At 72.6% G+C, this 22,569-nt stretch carries 26 protein-coding genes; 11 read left to right on the top strand and 15 right to left on the bottom strand.

Features of this window, described 5'->3' with window-relative positions; all coding sequences use genetic code 11:
- Positions 1-41 precede the first annotated feature (41 nt).
- Positions 42-278, top strand: a complete 237-nt coding sequence (locus tag D7147_RS33250; RefSeq protein ID WP_233563504.1) for a hypothetical protein — start codon at positions 42-44, stop codon at positions 276-278.
- A 104-nt stretch (positions 279-382) separates the two neighbouring features.
- Here D7147_RS33250 and D7147_RS27070 read toward each other — a convergent pair whose 3' ends face one another.
- The 7 genes from D7147_RS27070 to D7147_RS32525 form a co-directional block, all read right to left on the bottom strand.
- Positions 383-706 (bottom strand): TraR/DksA family transcriptional regulator, encoded by a 324-nt coding sequence (locus D7147_RS27070; RefSeq protein WP_120682608.1) that lies wholly within the window; start codon positions 704-706, stop codon positions 383-385.
- A 310-nt stretch (positions 707-1,016) separates the two neighbouring features.
- Entirely contained in the window at positions 1,017-1,787 is a 771-nt protein-coding gene (locus tag D7147_RS27065; protein ID WP_120682606.1) for an ABC transporter permease, read from the bottom strand.
- Between the two features lie 131 nt (positions 1,788-1,918).
- Positions 1,919-2,491, bottom strand: a complete 573-nt coding sequence (locus D7147_RS27060; RefSeq protein WP_120682604.1) for an anti-sigma-D factor RsdA — start codon at positions 2,489-2,491, stop codon at positions 1,919-1,921.
- Between the two features lie 61 nt (positions 2,492-2,552).
- Positions 2,553-3,101 carry a sigma factor-like helix-turn-helix DNA-binding protein gene (locus D7147_RS27055; RefSeq protein ID WP_199734280.1) on the bottom strand — a complete coding sequence of 183 codons (549 nt, stop codon included), beginning with the start codon at positions 3,099-3,101 and terminating at the stop codon, positions 2,553-2,555.
- Between the two features lie 104 nt (positions 3,102-3,205).
- Positions 3,206-3,607, bottom strand: a complete 402-nt coding sequence (locus D7147_RS27050) for a DUF2267 domain-containing protein (RefSeq protein ID WP_120682602.1) — start codon at positions 3,605-3,607, stop codon at positions 3,206-3,208.
- Between the two features lie 107 nt (positions 3,608-3,714).
- Positions 3,715-4,932: a PP2C family protein-serine/threonine phosphatase gene (locus D7147_RS27045; protein ID WP_120682600.1), complete on the bottom strand. Its 1,218-nt coding sequence runs from the start codon at positions 4,930-4,932 to the stop codon at positions 3,715-3,717.
- A gap of 67 nt (positions 4,933-4,999) precedes the next feature.
- Positions 5,000-5,317: an STAS domain-containing protein gene (locus D7147_RS32525; protein WP_158609398.1), complete on the bottom strand. Its 318-nt coding sequence runs from the start codon at positions 5,315-5,317 to the stop codon at positions 5,000-5,002.
- 120 nt (positions 5,318-5,437) lie between these two features.
- Here D7147_RS32525 and D7147_RS32520 point away from each other — a divergent pair, with 120 nt between their 5' ends.
- Positions 5,438-5,860, top strand: a complete 423-nt coding sequence (locus D7147_RS32520; protein ID WP_158609397.1) for an ATP-binding protein — start codon at positions 5,438-5,440, stop codon at positions 5,858-5,860.
- Between the two features lie 175 nt (positions 5,861-6,035).
- On the opposite strand, the gene D7147_RS27030 is transcribed toward D7147_RS32520, so the two are convergent.
- On the bottom strand, positions 6,036-7,622 hold the full coding sequence (locus D7147_RS27030) for an MDR family MFS transporter (protein WP_120682596.1): 1,587 nt from the start codon (positions 7,620-7,622) through the stop codon (positions 6,036-6,038).
- 38 nt (positions 7,623-7,660) lie between these two features.
- Positions 7,661-8,284 (bottom strand): acyl-CoA-like ligand-binding transcription factor, encoded by a 624-nt coding sequence (locus D7147_RS27025; RefSeq protein WP_120682594.1) that lies wholly within the window; start codon positions 8,282-8,284, stop codon positions 7,661-7,663.
- 184 nt (positions 8,285-8,468) lie between these two features.
- On the opposite strand from D7147_RS27025, the gene corA reads away from it, so the two are divergent.
- A complete protein-coding gene (gene corA / locus D7147_RS27020; protein WP_120682808.1) occupies positions 8,469-9,611 on the top strand; it encodes a magnesium/cobalt transporter CorA in 1,143 nt (380 codons plus the stop codon).
- A 68-nt stretch (positions 9,612-9,679) separates the two neighbouring features.
- On the opposite strand, the gene D7147_RS27015 is transcribed toward corA, so the two are convergent.
- Positions 9,680-9,865, bottom strand: a complete 186-nt coding sequence (locus D7147_RS27015) for a hypothetical protein (RefSeq protein ID WP_120682592.1) — start codon at positions 9,863-9,865, stop codon at positions 9,680-9,682.
- Positions 9,866-10,108: 243 nt separating this feature from the next.
- Entirely contained in the window at positions 10,109-10,624 is a 516-nt protein-coding gene (locus tag D7147_RS27010) for a 2'-5' RNA ligase family protein (RefSeq protein ID WP_120682590.1), read from the bottom strand.
- An 80-nt stretch (positions 10,625-10,704) separates the two neighbouring features.
- On the opposite strand from D7147_RS27010, the gene D7147_RS27005 reads away from it, so the two are divergent.
- The 4 genes from D7147_RS27005 to D7147_RS33245 all read left to right on the top strand — a co-directional run bounded on the left by D7147_RS27005 (position 10,705) and on the right by D7147_RS33245 (position 14,309).
- Positions 10,705-11,217 (top strand): mycothiol transferase, encoded by a 513-nt coding sequence (locus tag D7147_RS27005; RefSeq protein WP_120682588.1) that lies wholly within the window; start codon positions 10,705-10,707, stop codon positions 11,215-11,217.
- A gap of 124 nt (positions 11,218-11,341) precedes the next feature.
- Positions 11,342-11,743 carry an SCP2 sterol-binding domain-containing protein gene (locus D7147_RS27000; RefSeq protein WP_120682586.1) on the top strand — a complete coding sequence of 134 codons (402 nt, stop codon included), beginning with the start codon at positions 11,342-11,344 and terminating at the stop codon, positions 11,741-11,743.
- Positions 11,740-13,806, top strand: a complete 2,067-nt coding sequence (locus D7147_RS26995; RefSeq protein WP_120682584.1) for an amylo-alpha-1,6-glucosidase — start codon at positions 11,740-11,742, stop codon at positions 13,804-13,806. The genes D7147_RS27000 and D7147_RS26995 overlap by 4 nt, the downstream gene beginning before the upstream one ends.
- Positions 13,807-14,057: 251 nt before the next feature.
- Positions 14,058-14,309, top strand: coding sequence for a flavin reductase (locus D7147_RS33245; RefSeq protein WP_120682582.1), 252 nt, complete (start codon positions 14,058-14,060; stop codon positions 14,307-14,309).
- A 42-nt stretch (positions 14,310-14,351) separates the two neighbouring features.
- On the opposite strand, the gene D7147_RS26985 is transcribed toward D7147_RS33245, so the two are convergent.
- The gene (locus D7147_RS26985; RefSeq protein WP_147437453.1) at positions 14,352-15,128 is read right to left on the bottom strand and encodes a hypothetical protein; all 777 of its coding nucleotides are present in this window, start codon (positions 15,126-15,128) and stop codon (positions 14,352-14,354) included.
- A 142-nt stretch (positions 15,129-15,270) separates the two neighbouring features.
- On the opposite strand from D7147_RS26985, the gene D7147_RS26980 reads away from it, so the two are divergent.
- Entirely contained in the window at positions 15,271-16,179 is a 909-nt protein-coding gene (locus tag D7147_RS26980; RefSeq protein ID WP_120682578.1) for a DUF72 domain-containing protein, read from the top strand.
- An 84-nt stretch (positions 16,180-16,263) separates the two neighbouring features.
- Here the strand turns inward: D7147_RS26980 and D7147_RS26975 are convergent, their stop codons facing one another.
- Positions 16,264-16,686, bottom strand: a complete 423-nt coding sequence (locus tag D7147_RS26975) for a hypothetical protein (protein WP_233563502.1) — start codon at positions 16,684-16,686, stop codon at positions 16,264-16,266.
- Between the two features lie 118 nt (positions 16,687-16,804).
- Positions 16,805-17,542, bottom strand: coding sequence for a hypothetical protein (locus D7147_RS26970; RefSeq protein ID WP_120682576.1), 738 nt, complete (start codon positions 17,540-17,542; stop codon positions 16,805-16,807).
- A 205-nt stretch (positions 17,543-17,747) separates the two neighbouring features.
- On the opposite strand from D7147_RS26970, the gene D7147_RS32515 reads away from it, so the two are divergent.
- Together D7147_RS32515 and D7147_RS26965 are read left to right on the top strand one after the other, a co-directional pair.
- Complete coding sequence (locus D7147_RS32515) at positions 17,748-17,918, top strand: hypothetical protein (protein WP_158609396.1); 171 nt, start codon at positions 17,748-17,750, stop codon at positions 17,916-17,918.
- A 62-nt stretch (positions 17,919-17,980) separates the two neighbouring features.
- Positions 17,981-18,625: a class I SAM-dependent methyltransferase gene (locus tag D7147_RS26965; RefSeq protein ID WP_233563500.1), complete on the top strand. Its 645-nt coding sequence runs from the start codon at positions 17,981-17,983 to the stop codon at positions 18,623-18,625.
- Between the two features lie 133 nt (positions 18,626-18,758).
- Here D7147_RS26965 and D7147_RS26960 read toward each other — a convergent pair whose 3' ends face one another.
- The gene (locus D7147_RS26960; RefSeq protein ID WP_120682575.1) at positions 18,759-20,018 is read right to left on the bottom strand and encodes an SGNH/GDSL hydrolase family protein; all 1,260 of its coding nucleotides are present in this window, start codon (positions 20,016-20,018) and stop codon (positions 18,759-18,761) included.
- 456 nt (positions 20,019-20,474) lie between these two features.
- On the opposite strand from D7147_RS26960, the gene D7147_RS26955 reads away from it, so the two are divergent.
- Entirely contained in the window at positions 20,475-22,532 is a 2,058-nt protein-coding gene (locus D7147_RS26955) for a DNA gyrase/topoisomerase IV subunit B (protein WP_120682573.1), read from the top strand.
- Positions 22,533-22,569: the final 37 nt, after the last annotated feature.

Genomic DNA, 22,569 nt, shown 5'->3' with positions numbered 1-22,569 from the left:
GAGCCGCGCCGCAGATGTAGGAAAACTTCCTCACCGTCGAGGTGCCCGGCGCCACCCACACCGATCCGGGTCCGAACTGGAACTGGACCTACTACCTGCGACTGGTCGACGGGGTCACCGGCATCGGCACCGGCCCGGTGAACACCGAGTCGGCGAACCTGAACGTGCGCTCCGGCCCCACCAACGTCTGGAACCGGATCGGCACCAACCGCTGGGTCTCCGACGCGTACGTCTCCACCGGACACAACGGGTACATCCCCGGCTTGCCCCGCTGCTGAGCCCGATCCGCCGCCGGGGTGGCGTACCGCCCCGGCGGCGGGCAAGGTCGTCGCCGGGGCGCTCGTGGCGCCGGCGCCATCCGGGTCCCGCCCGGCCCGACGGATCAGCCGTTCTGCTTCTGCTGGCAGGGAACGCAGAAGCGGGCGTGCGGCAGAATCTCCAGCCGCTCGGCCGGAATGTCGCCCTGGCACCGCTCGCAGGCGCCGTAGCTGCCCTCGGCGATGCGCCGCAGTGCGCCCGCGATCTGCTCGATGCTCTGCCGGGCCGCGGCGATCAGCGCCGACTGGGTGTGCGCCTGGCCCGGGTCGCCGGTGTCGGCGGTGAGTTCGGTCAGCCTCGCGCTCTGCACCTCGAACTCCTTGCTGAGGGTCGCGTGCAGGTTGTCCAGCCGGTCCTGATCGGCCCGCCGGTGGGTGCCCGTGCTCATGATGGGGTCTCCTTGTTCGGGTAAAGAAAAAAGGGCCGAAGCTGTGTGGCTTCGCCCTTGGCGTCCGTTCCTGGGATGTGACGGATCCGCCGGTGGGCCACGGCCCGGAACCGGGCTCGGCCGGCCCTGGGTGGCCAGGGTGGGCGCGATGAGCGCGCGGGCGCAGCGGCCTCCGGGCAGCGCCGCGCGGACCGGTCGGTGGGCAGCCCACAGCACCGTCAGTGGCGTGACGGGTGCGGCGTGCTTACCGACCGGGAGCATCCGACCACCATAGGTGGCTGCCGGCGGAAAACCAACCGTCTTCGGCGGATCAGCCGGCCAGGGCCGGGATCGGCTCCCGTGGGTGCAGCCGCCCCCGGGCCACCAGCTCGACGGTGAGCACGACCGCGACGGCCTCCACGGCCAGCAGCCCGACGAGGACGAAGAGCTGGGTGACGCCCGCCTCGATCGGGCTCGCCCCGCCCAGCAGCACCCCGACGAACGCCCCCGGCAGGGTCACCAACCCCACGGTGCGGGTCTGATCGAGCGCGGGGATCAACGCCTGGGCGGCCGCGGCGCGGCACACCAGCAGCACCGCGTCGCGCGGGGAGAGGCCGAGCGCCAGGGCCGCCTCGACCTCGCCCCGGCGGCCGGTCAGCTCGTCGACGGCCCGCCGACCGGCGAGCGAGGTGGCGGTCATCGCCCCGCCGATCAGGATGCCGGCCACGGGAATGACGGCGATGCCACGGGCCGGCAGCAGACCGGCGGCGAGCAGCGCCGCCACCACGGTGAGGCTGCCCGCCACGATCGGCAAGGCGACCCACCAGCCGGATCGTCCGGCGCCCACCCGGCGGGCGGAGGTGCCGGAGGCGACGAGGCACATCAGCACCACGAAGCCGGCGGTGGCCCAGTGCGACGCGACGATGGCGGCGATCAGCAGCGATACCGCCGTCAGCTGGACCGCCGCGCGGAGGGCGGCGACCATGATCTGACGGCTGTGCCCCAACCGCCCGACCGCCGCCACGGCGGCCGCGGCGGCGGTCAGCGCGGCGAGCGCCACCCAGAGCTTCGGTCCGAGCACCAGCATGGTCGAGGAGGACATCGGCCCAGTCTCCCGGCCGCACCCCGGTCCGGCATCGGTCGTGCCGGGTCCGCGCCGGTGAGCATCTTCAAGCGGGATCGACTCGGAGTGCCGGGAAGCCGGAGGATCCACCGGGCCGGACGACGCGACCGTCAGGGGGACCGAGTCGACGCCGGGTCCGGACGTACCGTCTCCAGGGCGCTCTCCAGGGTGTCGAGGTCGGCGAGCAGGCGCTGGGCGTCGGCCGTGTCGACCTCGGCGAGGCGCCGGCGGGCCTGTTCGAGATGGTTCCGCGCCTCGTCCGGGTGGTCCGCCTCGACCGCCGCGCGGGCCCGCCCGAGCTCGTCCTGCGCGATGCGCACCTGCGCGAGCTCCGGACAGCACACCCGGGTCACCGGCCACAGTGGGCTGCCCGGCTCCGCCCGGCGTCCGCCCACGGCGATCCCGGTCATGAGCGTCAGGACGACGATGACTGCGGCGGCGAGGTACGACGCGCCCCGGCCGGCCGGCGCCGGGCCCACCGGCGCCGGGACCGGCACGCCGCCCCGGCGTGGCCGCGGCGGCCGGCCGTCGAGGAGGTCGGTACGCCAGGCGGCCAGCGTCGTCGCGACCGGATCGGCGACGGGAAGCTCCTCGCCCCGGCCGAGCGCGTCGAGCAGCTCGTCGTCGCGGGCGATCGTGGCGAGGTCCAGCTCCTCGCTCTCCTCCCGGTTCGGCTCGGTCACGCCGCGAGCCCGGCGTCGGGGCCGGATCCTTTCGCGCCGCGACCGCCCCGTGGCGAACACGTCACGCGGCGACCTCACCGAGTGCGTTCCCCGGCAGGGTGCGGAGTCGGGCCAGCGCGCGCGACTGGCCGATCCGTACGGCGGCCGCGGAGATGCCGAGGGCCGTGCCGACCTGTTCGGCCGTGAGTCCGACCGCCACCCGCAGGACGAGGATCTCCCGCTGCGCCTCGGAGAGCAGGCCGAGCAGCCCGGAGAGCCGGCGGGCCAGGTCGGCGACGACGGTCCGGTGCGGTGATCCGTCGGCCGGCGGCTCGGCGACGCAACCGCGCGACGTCGGCTGCGCGTCGGTCACCAGCCGCAGCGCGATCCCGTGGACGAACGCGGGGAACGGCACGCCCGGTCCGAGCCGGGGCAGGGCCCGCAGCACGGCGAGGCAGATCTCGTCGGCGCAGGCGTCGGCCGGCGCGTACGTGTCGTCGGTGCGGCCGAGCCGCGCACGGCAGTAACGGATCACTCCGGGCCGGACGTCGGCGAGCAGGGTCGCGGCCGCCGCCCGGTCACCCTGGGCGGCCCGCCGGACGAGGTGGGGATCGGCGCTGGTCGTCATCATCCTGAGTGACACCTTCATTACCCGAGCGTTACCGGCACGCTATCGAGCCGCTCGCCGGATAGCCAGCTTCGCATCAATCGATGTCTTCTCGTCCGGCTCCCCGGTCAGCTTCCGCGTCGGCCGTCGTACCGGCCGGCGGAGTCGGTGAGCTGCCAGAAGTCCGCCGGCAACTGGGTGATGACGTCGTCGTACGCCCCCGGCGGGATCGCCTCGCGCAGCGTGTCGAAGACCGCCCGTACGCCGTCCCGAGCCGTCGAGCCGTCCACCTCGGCCCGCCCGCTCACCTGGTTGACGAACGAGTCGAAGCTGAAACGTCCGGTTTCGCCGGCGGGCCCGTGGGCGTACCCCTGGAGCTCCTCGGGCAGTAGGGCGGCGAGATCCTTTGCCTCGCCGCTCTCGATCCGCTCGGCCAGCGTGGTCAGTGTGGCCCGCGTGATCGCGGTCGCCTGCTCGGACGAGGTCCGTAGCCGCATCGCCACGGAGTCGATGAACTCGTTGTTCTGCACGTTCGCCGCCCTTCTCTGGAACGGACAGCGGCGTCTACCCGCGTGCCGGGGGCGGCAAACCGTGGGGCGGCCTACCGCCGCCGCGCGGGCGGGACCGGCGTCGCCGGTCAGCCGTCGGTACGCCGTACGGCGAGGACCGCGACGTCGTCGGTGGCCTCCCTCTCGGAGAGCATCGCGGCCATCGCGGTGGTGCACATCGCGTCGGCCGGTTGACAGGTCAGCGACCGCAGCAGCAGATCGATCCCCACGTCGAGGTGGCGGTCACGCCGTTCGATGAGTCCGTCGGTGTAGAGGAAGAGGCAGCCGGCGGGCGCCAGCTCGGTGCGGGCGGCGTGCCGGGAGGCTCCGGGGTAGGCGCCGAGCGGAAGGTCCGGTTCGATCGGCACGAGCCGGGTGCCCTCGCCCGGCTCGGCGACGAGTGGGGGCAGGTGCCCGGCGCTGGAGACGGTGACAGTCTCCAGGGTGGGGTCCAGGACGGCGTAGAGCGCGGTGGCCATCGCCCCCGGCTCGAAGAGCTGCACCTTACGGTCGAGGCGGGTGAGCACCTCGGCCGGATCGTCGGTCTCCAGCGCGTACGCCCGCAGCGCGCTGCGGATGCGTCCCATGACGACGGCCGCGCGCAGGCCGTTGCCGGCGACGTCGCCGATGGCGATCCCGATGTGCCCGGACGGGAGCGCGAAGAGGTCGTACCAGTCGCCGCCGACTCCGGTGGCGCTGCCGGGCACGTAGCGGGCGGCGACGTCGAGCCCGGGGACCGCCTGCGGCCGGGCGGGCAGCAGGCTGCGTTGCAGGGCCACCGCGGCGGCCCGGTCGAGCCGCGACAGCCGGGCCTGGGTGGCCAGGCTGGCCCGGTCGGCCACCAGGCGCAGCAGCTCGACGTCGTCCGCGGCGAACCGCCGCGGGGTCAGGGTGCCGACGTGCAGTACGCCGATGACCTGGGTGCCGTTGAGCATCGGCACGCCCAGGACGGAGGCGACGCCCCGGGTGAGCAGGATCGGGTTGATGACGTTGGTGTGGTCGACGTGTTCGATCATGACCGGCTCGCCGCGGGCCGCCACCGAACCGGCGAATCCGCGACCGATGGGCAGCCGTACGCCCTGGCGGACCTCCTCCTCCAGGCCGCTGGCGGCGGTGGCGACCAGCTCCGTGCCGCCGGCGTCGACGAGCAGGATCGCGGCCGTGTCGGCCTGCAGCAGGTCGCGGGTGCGTACCAGCAGCTCGTCGAGCAGGTCCTCCACGCCGAGCTGGGAGAGCGCGGCGTCGGTCACCGCCTGCAACCGCCGGAGCTTCTCCTCGCTGCCGGCCCGCGAGGTGTCGCCGCTCATCACCGTCGCATCCTCGCCCGGGCGTCGGCGCCCGCCGGCCGCGGTTGCCCCTGCCGCCGCAACGCGACTACCCGCCCGCCGGGGTGGAGAGGTGGTCCCAGACCCCGGTCAGCCGCAGGAGTTGCCGGACCATGCCCCGCGCGTTCGTGACGTGGTACGGCTTGCGGTGATCGTCGGCGATCCGCCGCCCGGTGAGCAGGGCGTTGATGCCGGCCGAGTCGAGGAAGGTCACCTCGCCGAGGTCGACGGTGACCGCCGAGGCGGGACCGGCGACGGCCGCCTCGATCTCGCGCTGCAGCTCGTCGGCGGTGGCGAGATCGATCTCGCCGCGCGCGATCACGGTGACGGCGTCGGCCTCGCGACGGTTGGGGATCGACGGTGCCACGCCCTCCTCCTCTCGCCTCCCGGACTCGGTGAACGTGCTGACTTTATAGTGAGTCACCGGCATCGAGACGTCTCGGGCGAAGATCGCCGGTGGTGGTTAGGCTCCGGCGGTGAGGTCGTTGTGGATGTGACATCAGCCGACCAGCCGGATTCCGGTCCGGCCGCGGCGACGGTACGCGGTGTCACGGCGCCCGGCGTCGCCGCCGTTCGGCACCGGGTGACCGGCGCGGCGCTCGACGCCGGCCTGGATCTCGACCGTGCGGAGCAGTTCACCATCGCCGTCAACGAAGTAGTGATCAACGCGATCCAGCACGGTGGGGGCAGCGCCGACGTCACCGTCACGGCCGGCCTGGGCACCGTCATGGTCACCGTACGTGATCACGGGCTCGGTATTCCCGCGGACGTCTCGCCCCGTCTGCCGTCTCCGCAGACGCTCGGCGGCCGCGGGCTCTGGCTGGTGCAGCGCCTCTGCACGGACGTCACCATCGACACGTCCGGCACCGGCACGATCGTCACCCTGAGCGCCTTCGCGGCCCCGGCCTGAGCTGAGCGGCCCCGGCCTGAGCGGCGCCGACCCGCCTGCGCTGCTCCACGTTTCGCCCCGCCCGCCCGCCTGGCGGGGCGTGAGCGCCGCCGGTTCGAGGCGTGCGGCCCGGAAACGACGGAGGGTCCCGCGGCGCGGTGCCGGCGCCGCGGGACCCCGTCCCGGTGGGGGTTCGTCAGTGGGACAGGGAGGCCGCCTGGGCAGCCTCCTCCTGCGCCCGCCGCTCCTCACCGCTGAGGGTGTGCAGTGGCTTCTCCTTGATGAAGAGAACCACGATCATTGCGAGCAGCGCCAGTGGCGCGCCGATCAAAAACAGGTCGGCGGTGGCGATGCCGTAGACGTCCTGCACGATCCGCAGCACCGGCTCGGGCAGTTTGGTGAGGTCGGGGACCTCGTTGGTCGAGCCACCGCCGGCCGCGGCCGGTCCGAGCTTCTCGGCCGTCAGGGTCGTGATCCGGCTGGCGAGTACGGCGCCGAGCGCGCTGACCCCGATGGCGCCGCCCATGCTGCGGAAGAACGTCAGCACGGAGGTGGCCGCGCCGAGCTCCTGGGCCGGAACGTCGTTCTGGGCGGCCAGCACCAGGTTCTGCATGAGCATGCCGACGCCGATGCCGAGCACGGCCATGTAGATCGACAGGACGACCACGCTGGTCTGCGCGTCGATGGTGCCGAGCAGGATCATGCCGGCGGTCATGATCGCTCCGCCGGCGACGAGGTACATCTTCCAGCGGCCGTACTTGGTGATGAGCTGGCCGGCGACGGTCGAGGAGACCAGCAGGCCGAAGATCATCGGGAGGCTCATCAGGCCGGCGACGGTCGGCGTCTTGCCGAGCGAGATCTGGAAGTACTGCGACAGGAAGACCGTGCCGCCGAACATGGCCACGCCGACGAGGACGCTGGCGGTCGTGGCCAGCGAGACCGTCCGGCTCCGGAAGATCTTCAGCGGAATGATCGGCTCGGCGGCCCGGGACTCCACGAAGATCGCCACGGCCAGCAGGACGACGCCGCCGGCGACCATCAGGGCCGACCAACCGGACGCCCAGTCGAACTTGTTGCCCGCCAGGGACGACCAGATCAGCAGCAGCGAGACACCTGTCGTGATCAGCAGCGCGCCGAGCCAGTCGATGCGTACCTTGCGCCGGGTGACCGGCAGGTGCAGCGTCCGCTGGAGCAGGAAGATCGAGAGCAGGCTGAACGGGACGCCGATCAGGAAGCACCAGCGCCAACCGAGCCAGGACGTGTCGACCAGGACGCCGCCGATCAGCGGTCCGGCGATGGTGCCGACGCCGAAGACGGCGCCGAAGATGCCGGCGTAGCGGCCGAGCTCCCGCGGCGGGATCATCGCGGCCATGACGATCGTGGCCAGCGCGGTCATGCCGCCCGCCCCGATGCCCTGGACGATCCGGCTGACCAGCAGGACCTCGACGTTCGGGGTGAAGCCGGCGATCAGCGAACCGGCCACGAACAGTGCCAGGGACGACTGGATGAGCAGCTTCTTGCTGTAGAGGTCGGCCATCTTGCCCCAGAGCGGCACGGTCGCCGTCATGGCCAGGAGTTCGGTGGTGACGATCCAGGTGTAGACCGTCTGGCTGCCGTGCAGGTCGGCGATGATGCGCGGCAGCGCGTTCGCGACGACCGTGGACGCGAGGATCGACACGAACATGCCGACCATCAGCCCGGAGAGGGCCTGGAGGACCTCCCGGGGGGACATGCGTGCCGGGGCGGCGTCGACCGCGTCGAGTGGCGCGGTGGGTGCGGACATCGGGTTCCTTTAACTCGTCGGTACGGAAGGGTGGGAGGTCAGGGTGCCGGCGGCGGATCCGGCAGGCCGGCGGCGAGCGCCTCGAACGCGTCGTCGACGAGCTCGGAGAGCGGGCGCACGCCGTCGCCGGCGGACCAGCGGAGCATGGCCGCCCGGAGGGCGGCGCCGCTCACGGCCGCGAGCAGCGCCGGGAAATGATGATCAGGAGGTACGCCGACGCGCTCGGCGATCAGTTCGGTCATCGTGCGCTCGGTCTCGACACCGGCGGCGACCAGACGCGGCAGCAGGGCGGGATTCCGCTCGATGACCACCATCCGCAGCAGCCAGCGCTCCCGGTCGGCCTGCATCCGGTCGATCATCTCGCCGAGGGCCGTACGCACGGCGGGGAGGGCGGGCACCTCCGGCGGCACCTGGGCCAGCCGGGTCAGGAAGCGGGCGCTGTCGACGGAGTGGTCCGCGACGAGGGCGTCGTCCTTGCAGGGGAAGTAGTTGAAGAACGTCCGGGAGGAGACGTCCGCCGCCGCGCTGATCTCCTCCACCGTGACGTGTTCGAGCCCGCGTTCGGCGACCAGGCGCAGCGCGGCGGTGGCCAGCGCGTCGCGGGTCTGCTGCTTCTTGCGGTCGCGCAGTCCGACGGTCGGGGAGGCGGCGTGGACGGTCACCCGGACAACCTAGGGAAGATATTTCAGCTTCGGCAAACTTTCGCACCGTGAAGTGAGAAGGCTAACGCGCCGCGCGAACCGGGCGGGTTTTCCCACGCCGACGAGGGGAAAGCAGCGCGGCTCGCTCGGCGTGCAGGGGTGGGGACGTCCGCAGCCTCCGCCGGCGCAACCCGGGGAGGTGGGCATGGTCGGCGACGGTCACCTTCCGCAGGAGGAGAGCGGCTTCGGGCGCCGCCTCGACGAGCACGAGCATGAACATGAGCACCCCGTGGGCGGATGGTGGCCGCAGGGGTCGACCTCGGGGCCCGGTGGCCTGATCGACAGCGCCGTCTACGCCCAGGGGCGCCGGCACGCCTCCCCGCCCACCCTCGCCGACACGTACCGCTGCCTGCAGGAGCTGGACGACGGAATGGCCTGGATCGGGCTCTACCGGCCCGGCCGCGAGCAGATCCTCTCCCTCGCCCAGGAGTTCCGGCTGCACGACCTGGCGGTGGAGGACGCGATCAACGCCCACCAGCGCCCCAAGCTCGAACGGTACGGGGAGACCCTCTTCGTCGTGCTGCGCGCCGCGCGCTACGTGGACGTGCGCGAAGTGGTCGAGTTCAGCGAGGTGCACCTCTTCATCGGCCCCGGCTTCGTCATCACCGTCCGGCACGGCGAGGCGCCCGACCTGGCTGCTGTCCGTCGCCGGATGGAGAGCGAACCGGAGATGCTGGCCCGGGGTCCGCAGGCGGTGCTCTACGCGATCCTCGACCAGGTCGTCGACGGGTACGCGCCGGTGGTCGCGGGGTTGGAGCACGACATCGACGAGATCGAGACGGAGGTCTTCGGCGGCGACCCGAACGCGAGCCGCCGCATCTACGAGTTGAGCCGGGAGGTGATCCAGTTCCAGCGGGCCGCCCGGCCGCTGCTCGGCGTGCTGAACGCGCTCGAGGCCGGCTCCGGCAAGTACGGCACCGACGAGGAGCTGCAGCGTTACCTACGGGACGTCAACGACCACCTCACCCAGGTGGTGGAGCGGGTGGACAGCTTCCGGCACCTGCTGCAGAACATCCTCACCGTCAACGCCACCCTCGTCTCGCAGCAGCAGAACGAGGAGATGCGCAGCCTCACGGCGGCCAGCTACGCGCAGAACGAGGAGCTGAAGAAGGTCTCCTCGTGGGCGGCCATCCTCTTCGCCCCCACCCTGATCGGCACGGTCTACGGCATGAACTTCGTACACATGCCGGAGCTGCGCTGGCGGTTCGGCTACCTCTTCGCGATCGCGCTGATGGCGCTCGTCTGCGGCACCCTCTACCTGATCTTCAAGCGACGCGGCTGGCTGTGATCCGAGCGCGGGCCATCGGCAGACCCCGCGGTGACGATCCGAGATCCGCGTCCGGCCTGCTCCGGCGGCTACTCGAAGCCGCGCAGGATGTGCCGCTCGTCCTCGACGTCGTCCTCGTCCGTACCGATGCGACCGAGCAGGGCGGCGGCGGCCCAGATCGAGAGGGGGGTGGAGGGTCCGGTGGTGCCGGCGACCTGTGCGTCTTCGCTGGTCTGGCCCCGTTCAACGGGTGGCGCGCTGCGTTGAGCCTGCATGGCGATGCCTCTCTCTTGCAGCCGTGACCCCTCGGAGCCCACCGACCGGTGGGTGGCAGGTGAACGGATCCCGCCCCCTCGCGGCCCGCCGCCGGCCTGTGACACGGCTCACTCGAACGATCCCATGCCGGGGAGCGTCCGCACACGCGGTTTCCCATTACCCGACTCGTGTCGGCCCGAACCGCGCCCCCGGCCGAGAGCCCGACAGCTCCGCGCCCGGGTCCACCGAGCGGGCCCGGGTCGTCAGGGCAGCGGGCAGGAGATGCCGCGCGCATGGTCGGTGAGCGCCGCGCCGACGACCGTCGCCTCCAGCGGCAACATCTCCAGGCAGCGCCGCACCGCGGCGGCCATCAGCGCGTTCGGCACCCGCATCGACAAGGTGCAGTGCGGCACCCAGCGCCCCGGCTGGTAGTGCTCCACCAGACCGACGCCGGCCGCGGCGAGCCGGTCGTACACCCGGCGGTGATGCGCGAGCAGCTCGGCGGTGGGCGTCGGTCCGAGCCAGAGCACCCGGCCGACGAACTGCCCGACGTGCTCGAACGACAGCCGCAGCGGCGCGGCGACCACCGTGCCGCGCAGCGCCGCGGCGACCAGCTCCGGATCGAACCGGGGCGCCACCGCGAGCGAGAGGTGCGGGCGGTGGCGCTGCTCCAGCAGGGACCGCATGCTCTGCACACCCTCGGACTCCAGCGCGTCCCAGAGCACCCGGATCCGCCGGGTGGCGTCGGTGTCCAGGTAGAGCTCCAGCGCGGCGACCACATGATCACGGTATCCGGCAGGTTTGGCCGGGGGTGGCCGGCGGTACCAGGAAACGGAGCCTATCCGGGGAGGCGTACGGCGTGGACGCGAGTGACCTGCTGATCGAGGCGTACGACCGGCTGCCCGACCTGGTCCGCGGGGCGGTCGACGGCCTCGGCCCGGAGCAGCTGCACCAGGCGCCCCGGCGGGGCGCCAACTCCGTGGGCTGGCTGGTCTGGCACCTGACCCGGATCCAGGACGACCACCTGGCCGACGTGATCGGCACCGAGCAGATCTGGGTGACCGGCGACTGGGCCGGCCGCTTCGGCCTGGCCGACGCCGACCCGAGCGACACCGGGTACGGCCACACCCCCGAGCAGGTCGCCGCGGTCCGGCCGGAGAACGCGCGGGCGCTGCTCGACTACTACGACGCGGTGCACGCCCGCACCCGACGGTTCCTGGCCGGGCTGCACGCCGACGACCTGGACCGGGTGGTCGACACCTCGTGGGACCCGCCGGTGACGCTCGGGGTCCGGCTGGTCAGCGTGATCGACGACGACCTTCAGCACGTCGGGCAGGCCGCCTACCTCCGTGGGCTGATCGAGGCCGGCTGACCGGCCCCCGGGGCGGGTGCCGTTCGTCCCCTTCGCCCACCCCGCGACCGCGTATTCACCCGCAGCGGGTGAACCCGGCTCACCCGGACCGGCGGGAAGGTGACCGGACGAGGGGAGGCCACCGATGGGCACGACGGCGGCGGAGCACCTGCGGACGCTGACGCCCGAGCGACGTCCCGGGATACCGGACACGATGACCGGGACGCTCCGGCTCGACGCGTACCAGGACGGCTGGACCGAACACTGGTACCTCACCGTCGCCGACCAGCGCATCGAGGTGAGCCGCTCGGCCGACGACGCCGACCTGGTCGTACGCGCGCACCGGTCGGTCTTCGACCGGCTCGCCGCCGGGGAGCTGCGGGCCTCCGCGGCGATGCTGCGCAACGACCTCACCGTGCAGGGCGACATGCGGCTGTTCGTGGTGCTCCGCCGCGTCTTCCCCGGACCGGGGGACGCCCGCCATCCCCGTGAGGCCGCCCGGCAGTTGGCGGCCGAGTCGGCCGCCGGACGGGAGGCGCGCGGGTGAGGCAGGAGCGGGTGTACGTGATGTCGGGGAACGCCTTCGCCATCAGCGACGCGCAGGGCGACATCGTCATCGACCCGCACGCCCCCATCGGCTACTTCTCCTTCGACACCCGGTTCCTCTCCCACTGGGTGCTCAAGGTCGACGGCGAGCGGCTCAACAGCCTCTCCCGCGACGACATGACCTACTTCGAGACCCGGTTCGTTCTCGTGCCCGGGGCGGCGAGCCACTACGTCGACGCGGACGTCTCGCTGATCCGGCACCGCTCCATCGACGACTCCTTCAACGAGCGCATCCTCGTGCTCAACCACTCCGCCGAGCCGGCCGAGTTCACCGTACGGCTGGACGTCGCCGCCGACTTCGCCGACACCGCGGAGATCCAGCAGCCGCGCCCGCGGAGGGTCTCCGTCGTCGCCGACTCGGAGCGGCGTCAGCTGCGGCTGCGCTACGCCCGCGAACGGTTCGTCCGCCAGACGATCGTGACCAGCACCGCCCCGGTGGAGGTGGACGAGGGCGGACTGACGTTTCGGATCCGGATCGAGCCGGAGGGCGAGTGGGTCACGGACCTGCACGTCGCCACCATCATCGAGGGGGCGGGCGGGCGGGACCTGCGGGCCGGGCTGGAGGAGCACCGGGACCACGTCCGCCGCGGCATGCGCGAGGACCTCCAGGAGTGGATCGAGCGGGCGCCGCTGCTGAATGCCGAGCGGACGGAGCTGACGGCGACGTACCAGCAGTGCCTCGTCGACCTGGCCTCGTTGCGCTACGTCCCGTTGACCAAGTCGGGGGCGGTGCCGGTGGGCGGCGTGCCGTGGGGCATGGCGCTCTACGGACGGGACGCGATCATCACCGGCCTGCAGACCATGGCGTTCACTCCCGAACTGGCCCGGGCCACGCTGAGAACCCTCGCCACGCTGCAGGGGGACCGGCTCGACGACGATCACGACGAGGAGCCGGGGAAGATCGTGGCCGAGCTGCGCTACGGCGAGGCGGCCGCGTTCGGCGACGAACCGACCGCCCTCTACTACGGCGCGGCGGACACCACACCGCTCTTCGTCATCCTGGTCGACGAGTACGAGCGGTGGACGGGCGACGCCGACCTCGTCCGGGACCTGCGACATCCGACCCGGATGGCGCTGGACTGGATCGACGAGTACGGCGACCTGACCGGTGACGGCTACCTGCGCTACCTGACGCGCAACCCCGACAAGGGGTGGGTCAACCAGGGCTGGAAGAACTCGCCGGAGGCGATCACGTACGCCGACGGGCGGCTGCCGGACCTTCCCCGGGCGACCTGCGAGCTGCAGGGTTACGCGTACGACGCCAAGCGGCGCGGCGCCCGGCTGGCCCGGGAGTTCTGGGGCGACCCGGAGTACGCCGACCGGCTGGAACGGGAGGCGGCAGAGCTGAAGCAGCGGTTCAACCGCGACTTCTGGCTGCCGGAACGGGAGTACTACGCGCTGGCCCTGGAGCCGGACGGCACCCCGGTGGACGCGCTCTCGTCGAACATCGGGCACCTGCTGTGGAGCGGCATCGTGGAGGACGAGCGGGCCGCCGCGGTCGCCGCCCACCTGGTCGGTCCCGCGCTCTTCTCCGGCTGGGGCGTGCGTACGCTCGCCACCGGGCAGCGCCGGTACAACCCCGTCGGCTCGCACCTGGGCGCGGTCTGGCCGTCGGACAACTCGCTGATCGTGGCCGGGCTGCGTCGTTACCACCGCGACGGGGAGGCCGCCCGGATCGCGTCGGGCATCTTCGACATGGCGTGCATGCTCGGCGGCTCGGTGCCCGAGCTGATCGCCGGCTACGAGCGCGAGGTGACGAAGTACCCGGTCCAGCTGCCGGCTGCCGGGCGTCCCCAGGCGTGGTCCTCCGGCGGCTTGCTGATGCTGCTCGGCGCCCTGCTCGGGCTCCGGCCGAGCGGGGACAACCTGCTGGTCAGCCCCGCGCTGCCGCCGGGCTTCGGGCGGATCGAGCTGCTGGACATCCCGGGCCGCTGGGGACACTCCGACGGGTACGGACGCGACCACGCCTCGTCGCTGCGGACGCGTCGCCCCCGGTTGCGTTGACCGTACGCCCCGGCAACCGCGATCCGTGCGGTGGTGGGGCGTCAGCGCAGCGGCGCGGCTATCTCGTACCCGGCTGAGATCTCCTCGGCGGCGACCGGATCGGCGGTGACCAGCAGGGCGGTCTTCGCTTGCGTTTGATCGCCGGGCTGGTGGGTGCCAGGGGTAGGGGCTGCCGGCCTCGGGTAGTGGTCGGATCGGGTACCAGCGGTGGCCCCTCCCCCCCTCGACTAGCCGGAGAGGGTGGTGGGGGCGTGTCGGTGCATCAGCCGGGACGGCCGCAGTGGATATGTGCGCGATGCGGCGTGCCGTGGCCGTGTCGAACCCGCAAGCGGCAACTCGTGGCGGAGTTCACCGGCGCGCGGATATCGCTGATGCTGCACCTGTCGGCGGATCTGCTGCAGGCATGTGAAGACCTTCCGCACACCCCATCGGGGGTCCTGCACGCGCGATTCCTCGCCTGGCCACGCTCAGCGGCACTACACACCGAGCCACCTCATACCTAGGGCGGGTCGATGCTCCATTGACGTCGAGTCGGGCGGCCGTAGCTAGTGGGTCGTCCGGCGGGTGGTCGCGTGCTCCCCGACATCGGCCGGCCGGGTTCGGTCGCCCGGGCCGGTCGCACGGCCGGGCGGGGCGGTCGGCGGTTTGTCCAGCCTGGCGTCCGGCGGGGACGAGGGCTTTCCGTGACCCGGGGGAGAGGTGGCGCGCCGGTCGTCGTCGGCGAGCACCCGATCGCAGTAGCCGGGCACCCGGGACCGGCCGCCGGCGGCCCTGACGAGGGTGGCGAGGTCGGGGCCGGAGAGCGCGTGCCCCGGGCCGTGGTCGGCGCGGTACGCCCGGCAGAGGTCAGGCAGGACGCTCCCGGAGTCGGGTCGTTCTGTGCTGCCGGGCTCCGTCGACGACACCGACCCGGTGCTGCGCTCCGGTGGGGAGGCGGTCGTGGTCGGGGCCGGCGACGCCGGGACGGTGATCGGCGGTGCCGGCCGCATTCCCGGCAGGGAGCCGGTTGCGGCCATCGCCACGCCGCCGGTGGTGGCGAGGACGAGCACGGCGAGTCCCGCCCGCACCCCGAGGCGGCCGAGGCCACGACCGGAGACGGCGCGCACCGGCGGCGGGTCCACGTCGGAACGCTCTCCCGCGCGGGCCGACGCGTGGCGGAACGCCACCAGGGCGGCCTTCTCACCGTCGAACTCCCGTGACTGCGGCGCGGCACGCGCGGCCAACAGGAGAGGCGCGACGGGATGACCGCCGGTGTGCGTGACGCCGACGGGGTCGTCGAGCAGCCGTTCGGCGGTCTTGCGGTCCAACCGGTCTGGGATCATCTCGTGTCCCTCAGCGCCGCGCGTCGGCGAGACGTCACATCGCGCCGCCCGCCGGCGGTCAGACCACGGCCGTGGACAGCGTAGGAGCGGGTACCGACACTTTCCGAGGTTGCGTACGTCGACGTACGGGTATCCGAATGACATGGGTGGAATTCGGGTGGGCACGTCGTCCTGGGCCGACCGGGAGCTGCTGGCTTCCGGCTGGTACCCGCGCTCGGCGAACACGCCGGCCGGGCGGCTCGGCTGGTACGCGCGGCACTTCCCCCTCGTCGAGGTCGACACCTCCTACTACGCGGTGCCCGCGCCGGAGACCACGCAGGGCTGGGTCGACGCGACGCCGGACCAGTTCACCTTCGACGTCAAGGCGTTCAGCCTCTTCACCGGTCATCCCACTCCGGTCGCCGCGCTGCCCCGCGATCTGCGCCCCGCCGGAACTTCCGACCGGGTGCGCCGGCGGGACCTCTCCGCCGGGGCGTACGACGAGCTGTGGGCCCGGTTCCGCGCGGCGCTGGACCCGATCGCGGCGGCCGGCAAGCTCGGCGCGGTGCTGCTCCAGTTACCGCCGTGGCTGGCCCGGGGTGCCGCCGCCGAGCGACGGATCGCGGAGCTGGCGCGGCGGTGCCACCCGCTGCGGGTCGGCGTGGAGCTGCGGCACGGCTCCTGGTTCGACGGACGGGCCGCGCTGGACACGGTGGACTTCCTGCGTACGCACGAGCTCAGCCTCGTCTGCGTCGACATGCCGCAGGGCCACCCGTCCTCGGTTCCGCCGGTTCTGATCGCCACCGCCGAGCCGGCGATGTTGCGGTTCCACGGGCACAGCGACGACTGGGCGACCGGCGACAAGCGGGAGAAGTTCCGCTACGCGTACGGCGAGCGGGAACTGCGCCACTGGTCGGACCTGCTGGGCGAGCTGGCCGGGGAGTGCACCGAGCTGCACGTGCTGTTCAACAACTGCTGTGCGGGGCAGGCGCAGCGCGACGCGGAGCGGTTGACCGAGCTGCTGGCCGACGCCGGGCACGGTTGTCCCGCTCCGGCGGGCGCCGTCGTCTGACCCGCGAGTCCGGCAGCTCCGGTACGACGCGGCGCCCTGCTCCGATCCGCCCGCCGGCACCATCAGCGTGGGCGAGCCGGCCGGTCAGGCGGAACGCCGACCCCTGCTGCGGAAGGCGTCCTGCGCCCGCTCGTCGATGTCCGCGTCGTCGGGGAAGGTCCGGCCGCTGGGCGCCGGGTCGGGCGGCGCACCCGGGCCGGCCATCGGCGTCCGGGTCGGTTCGACCGAGCCGAAGCCGTGCCGCCCCGCGGGTCCGGAGGGGCCGGACGGCGCACCGGCCCGGCGCTCGCCGCGTCGCCCGGGTGGGACGGCGGTCTCCTCGCTGCCCTCGTCCATCGGATCGTCCTCGCCCACCCCCCAGGGTGGCTCCGTGTCGTAGATGTCCCGGGTGCCCCACGGCACCGTGGCCTCGGGGTCGCGCGGGGCCTGACCATCGTCGCGTCCCTGGTCCGCCGTCATGTCCACCTCGCTGCTCGTCCACCGGTACCGGCGTTGAATGCCCGTCATCGGGCAGGTCATGCGCCGTACCCGACGGGGTCCGTCCCGGACGCAAGCCGGTCCGGCGGCGTCCCTCGTGTGGCGGACACCGCCGGACCGGCGGACGGAAGCTCGGTGTGGCCGGCGCTCAGCGTCCGGACATCGCCATCGGCCGCTTGATCGGGCCCAGGCCGGCGAGCCTGCCCAGCGCGGCGGGGCGCTTCATCCCCATCAGCCTGTTCATCGCCATCTGCCGGTTCATCCCGGACGGCCGTTTCATCCCGGTCAGCTTGCCCACGACCGCGACCTTGGCCATGCCCTTCGGGGCGCTCATCATTCCGCCGGCGCGGTTCAGCACCCCGCGCCACACCTGGACCGGCTTCTGCTGCTCGCTCATGTAGGCGGTGACCACCACCAACGCCCCGGTCAGCGCCGGGACCGCCCACTGGAGCATCTTCATCTGGCGTTGGCTGGCGGCGACCTGCACCGGAGTCTGGTGGTTCGGCTCGGTGACGCCGTCGACCGGCGGGTTGCCGGCCCGCTGCAACCGCATTCCGAGCAGTCGGCTGTATCCGGTGACGGCGAGCGCGCCCAGCGTGAGCCCGGTCTTGACGACAGTGGCCCGGGCCACTCCCGCCTGGGCGGCCACCCTTGGGCTCTCCGTCACCAGTTCACCGACCGCACCGGCGAGGTGTGCGCCGATCGCCGCGGCGTTGACCGGGGTCCACCTGGACCAGCCCGCCGAGGCCACTGGGAGCCGCTGCGTCGCATCCTTGATTTTTCCTGCTGCGCCGTTGACGCCGAAGGCACCCATCAGGGACCCCCCGAACCAGGCCGCCAGGCCCAAATCGTGCATCGAGCGCAGCGCACTGTGCCGTTCCGACATCTGATCCCCTTCCGCCGTGTCGGGCGTGGCGGCTTACCCGAGGCCCCGGCGGCTAACCCCGGTGCTGCCGGGGCGAGACCTCCGGCGGGGGACGGACGGGACGTCGTGGAACACGGACGCCGGAGGGGCCTGCCGATCCCGGTCGGAGGAGTCGTCGAGGGCTGCGGGGGTAAGGGCAAGGATCGACAGGGAGGGGGCGAGTGCGATGACCCAGCCGGACGAGAGCCGGGAGAAGACTCCCGACACCGACGCGGTGCTGATGCACCCGGGCAACGATCCCAACCGGAACATCGCCGAGGTGCCGCCGCGGCGCGACCACGGGGAGATCCGGGTGGAGCGTGACGGCGAGATGGTGCCGATCGAACCGGAGGAGTGACCCGGCGGTCCCGCCGCCGCGTACGCGGCCGGCGCTCGACCGTCTCGCCTACCCTCCGAGAGGTGACGACCGGCAGGCGAGTTTCGCATCCGCTCTTCGCCCGCGTCTTCGAGCGGGCCAGCGTCGCCATGGATCGGGCCGGTGGGGCGGGGCACCGGCGTCGGCTGGTTGCCGGCCTGCACGGCGTGGTGGTCGAGGTCGGCGCGGGCAACGGACGCAACTTCGCCCACTATCCGCCGACGGTGACCAGCGTGCTGGCCGTCGAACCCGAGGCCCGTTTGCGAGCCGCGGCCCGGGTGGCGGCGGCCGGTGCGCCGGTGCCGGTGACGGTCACCGAGGGGCTGGCCGAGGCGCTGCCGGTGGCGGACGCGGCGGCCGACGCCCTGGTGGTGTCCCTGGTCCTCTGCTCGGTCGCCGACCAGGCCGACGCGCTGCGTGAGGCGCACCGGGTGGTTCGTCCCGGCGGGCAGCTGCGGTTCTACGAGCATGTCCGGTCGCGGTCGTCCGGCCTGCGTCGGGCCCAGCGGGTGGTCGACGCGACCTGCTGGCCGCTGCTCTGCGGCGGCTGCCACACCGGCCGGGACACGCTGGCGGCGATCGACGCCGCCGGCTTCACCGTGACCGAGCTGGACCGGTTCCGCTTTCCGGCCTCCACGGTGCCGGGCCCCGCCGCCCCGCACGTGCTCGGCGCCGCGCTGCGTCATTAGCGGCCGGCGGCCCCGTCGCGGGCAGCGGGTGGCACCGCCGCTCGGCGGGCCGTGGCCGGTCGACTTCCACGGGACGGCGCCGGCGGATGAGACCGCCGGCACCGTCCCGGTCGCTGGGGTCGGTCGGCCCGGGTCAGGAGACGGTGACCGAGCCGTCACCGGCCCGTACGCAGGAGACGGCGGGTGCGGCGGTGGCCGCCGCGCCGGTGAGGCACTGCCCGAGCACCTGGTGCCCGGCGGCGTTCGGGTGCCACGACTCCTGGCAGGTCTGGAAGTACGTGGCGCAGGTGTTCGCGATGCGCTGGATGGCGATCTTGTCCTTGCCGGAGAGGCTGGTGACGAGAGCACCGCTGGGTGGGCTGTCCTGGAGGCGGATCGGGGTGGCCAGCGCGCCGGTGGGACTCGCCGCCGACTCGCAGAGCCGGGCGCCGTCGAAGGCCCGCTGGACGTTCAGGTAGACCAGGTCGGCGGTGGGGAACTCGGCGGCCAGCGTGTCCCGGGTGGATTGCACGAGGGTGCCGAGGCCCTGCGAGAAGTGGTGGCCGGGGAGCAGGCTGGCCCGGTGGATCGGGCAGCCGGCCGCGTACCGCTCGGCGCCGAGGGCACGGAACTTGTCCCGGGTGTCGTCGCGGCTGTCCTCGCTGTGGAAGGTGGCGTTCAGGTCGAACGGCAGCGGGTTGGTGTAGTCCTGGAAGACGATCCGGTGCTGCCCGTCCGCGTCGACCTGGTCGAGGGTGGTCAGCAGTTGCCGTGCGGCCGCGACGGTCTCCACGGTCGCGGCGTCGAGCTGTGCCGGGGTGGCCAGGTCGGCGTCGCTGCACGGCTGCTGCGGAACCGGGCCGTTGAGGTAGGCCCAGAACTCCCACCAGCCGGTCCACGCGTCGGCGATGAACCGGTTGGCGCACTTCTCGGCCACGTTGCCGAAGGTGAAGGTGCTGTTGTTCGAGCCGAGGCCGACCAGTACGAGGTCGATGTCGTGGGTCTGGGCGACCGCGCGGAGCTGGTCGAGCTGGGCGGCGACCTGCCGGCCCTTGGTTCGCGAGGCCGAGGCCGTGGCGATGTCGTACGGCTGCCCGCCCGAGCACGCCAGGTTGAAGCGGGCCTGGATGCCGGGCAGGTTCGCCCGGTGCAGGGAGGCGTTGGCCGAGCGGTGGCAGAAGTACGCGTTGCTGTTCGGTGCCGTCCAGCCCGGGAAGCCCTGTGCGACGCCGTTGACGTCGACCACCGGGGCGTACGCTCCGGCGCCCTCACCGCTGATGAAGCTGTCCCCGACGGCCACCGCGGCGGTGGGCAGCGCGGCCGAGGCGGGAGCCGGCGACGCGACAGCTGTCGCCAGCGCGGCCGTGGTGACGGCGAGCGCGGCCACCAGGGCGGTACGACGGAAGCTGGACATGGGCGTCCTCCATCTGTCCATCGAACGTGAAAGATTCTTCGAGGCCGCGATCAGACCACTCCGGCATGACGAACGTCAATGGCCCGTGACGGGATCGTTGGCAAGGCGCCGCGAGCCCGCCCACGGTGGGGCGGCGCCGCCGTGACGCTGGCCACCCCCGGGGTCCGGGCCCGCGCATGCCCGACGTCACCGCCCTGGGCAGCACCGGGAACGTCGGCGACGGGTCGGTTGTTGTGCCGGTCAGTCCGCCAGCAGCCGGCTGAGGATTCGGTCAGTTCACGGCCGGATCCGGACAGACCGGACGAGACCACGCAGGGGTGCGTACCCGCCGGGTGCGGCCGACCGCGCGGGGTGCCGACGTCCTGTCGGATCTCCCGGTTAGGCTCGCTGCGGCGCGCGGGCCGACCGACGACGTCGGACGCGGCACCACTTCGCCGAGACCGGGAGTACGACGAGTTGACCGCAGAGCCTGACACCCTGTACGGGGCCGATGACCTCACCCACCTGGAGGGGCTGGACGCCGTCCGTAAGCGGCCCGGCATGTACATCGGCTCCACCGACAGCCGTGGCGTGGGTCACCTCGTCAACGAGATCCTCGACAACTCCACCGACGAGGGTGTGGCGGGTCACGCGAGCCACGTCGAGGTGACGCTGCACGCCGACGGGTCGGTACAGGTCGACGACGACGGCCGGGGCATTCCGACCGATGTGCACGCCCGCTCCGGGCTCTCCGGCGTCGAGTTGGTGCTCACCCGGCTGCACGCGGGCGGCAAGTTCGGCGGCTCGGGCTACAAGACCTCCGGCGGTCTGCACGGCGTGGGCGCATCGGCGGTCAACGCGCTCGCCCGTCGGTTCGACGTCACGGTCCGCCGCGGCGGCAAGATCCACGCGATGTCGTTCCGGCACGGCGTGCCCGGCATCTTCGACGGTGTCGGGCCGGACGCCCCGTTCACGGCCGGTCCGGGCCTGCAGGTCGTCGGCGCGATGAAGCGCAGCCAGCGCACCGGCACCTCGATCCGCTGGTGGCACGACGCGCGCTACTTCGAGACGGGCGCGGCGCTCGACGTCGAGGCCGTCCGGATGAAGCTGCGCAACACGGCCTTCCTGGTGCCCGGCGTCAGCTACCTGCTCCGCGACCTCACCGCCGACGAGCCGACCGAGGAGAAGTTCCACTTCCCCAACGGTCTGACCGACATGGTGGAGTTCCTCGCCCCGGCCGGCGACCGGCCGGTCTCCGGCACCCTGCTCGTCAACGGCGAGGGGAGTTACCGGGAGAACGCCGCCGACGCCAACGGCGTGATGCAGTCCAACGTGCAGCGCCGCGCCGAGGTCGAGATCGCGCTGCGCTGGGGCACCGGCTACGAGCGCACCGTCGAGTGCTTCACCAACACCATCCGCAACGCGCACGGCGGCACCCACCGCAAGGGCTTCGAGCGAGCCCTGGCGCGCACCCTGGCCGACGCCGCCCGCAACACCCGCGGCCTGCTCCGGGCCAAGGAGGATGCGCCCACCCTGGACGACGTGCTGGAGGGGATGACCGCCGTGGTGCACGTGCGGATCCCCGAGCCGCAGTTCACCTCGCAGACCAAGGACGAGCTCTCCACCGCCGGCATCACGAAGGTCGTCCAGCAACTGGTGGAGCAGCACCTGAAGTCCTGGCTCGAGGACCGCAGGACCAAGGCCGAGGCGCGTACGGTGCTCCAGAAGATCGTCGACGCGGCCCGCGTACGGCTCACCCAGAAGCAGCAGAAGGACGCCGCGCGCCGCAAGACGGCGCTGGAGGGCGCCTCCATGCCGGCGAAGCTGGTGGACTGCCGGGCCACCGGCGTCGAGCGCAGTGAGCTGTTCATCGTCGAGGGCGACAGCGCGCTCGGGACGAGCCGGATGGCCCGCTCCTCGGAGTACCAGGCGCTGCTGCCGATCCGGGGCAAGATCCTCAACGTGCAGAAGGCGAACCTCCAGCAGGTGCTGGACAATGCCGAGTGCGCCGCGATCGTCCAGGTGCTCGGTGCGGGCTCGGGCCGTACCTTCGACCTGTCGGCGCTGCGCTACGGTCGCGTACTGATCATGGCGGACGCCGACGTCGACGGCGCGCACATCCGGACGCTGCTCATCACGCTCTTCGCCCGCTACATGCGTCCGCTGATCGAGGCGGGCCGGCTCTACGCCGCCATGCCCCCGCTTCACAAGATCACGACCAGGGGTCGCAGCCCGCAGACCGTCTACACCTACACCCAGGCCGAGATGGAGGCGACGGTCGGCCGGCTGGAGAAGGCCGGTAAGCAGATCGTCACACCCATCCCGCGCTTCAAGGGCCTCGGCGAGATGGACGCCGACGAGCTCTGGGAGACCACGATGAACCCGGCCACCCGCGCCGTCCGCCGGATCACCATGGACGACGTCGACGCCGCCGAGCGGATCCTCGACCTGCTGATGGGGGAGAAGGTCGAACCGCGTCGCAACTGGCTGATCGACTCCGCCGATCGGGTCGACCGCGAGGCCATCGACGCATGAGCGAGCTTTTGAGCGCCGGGTCCACCCGAGGGGAAAG

The organism is Micromonospora musae, from assembly GCF_003626545.1.
GTDB lineage: Bacteria > Actinomycetota > Actinomycetes > Mycobacteriales > Micromonosporaceae > Micromonospora > Micromonospora musae.
Note: the sequence above shows the minus strand (reverse complement) of the source record. Positions and strands in the feature narration are given on the sequence as shown.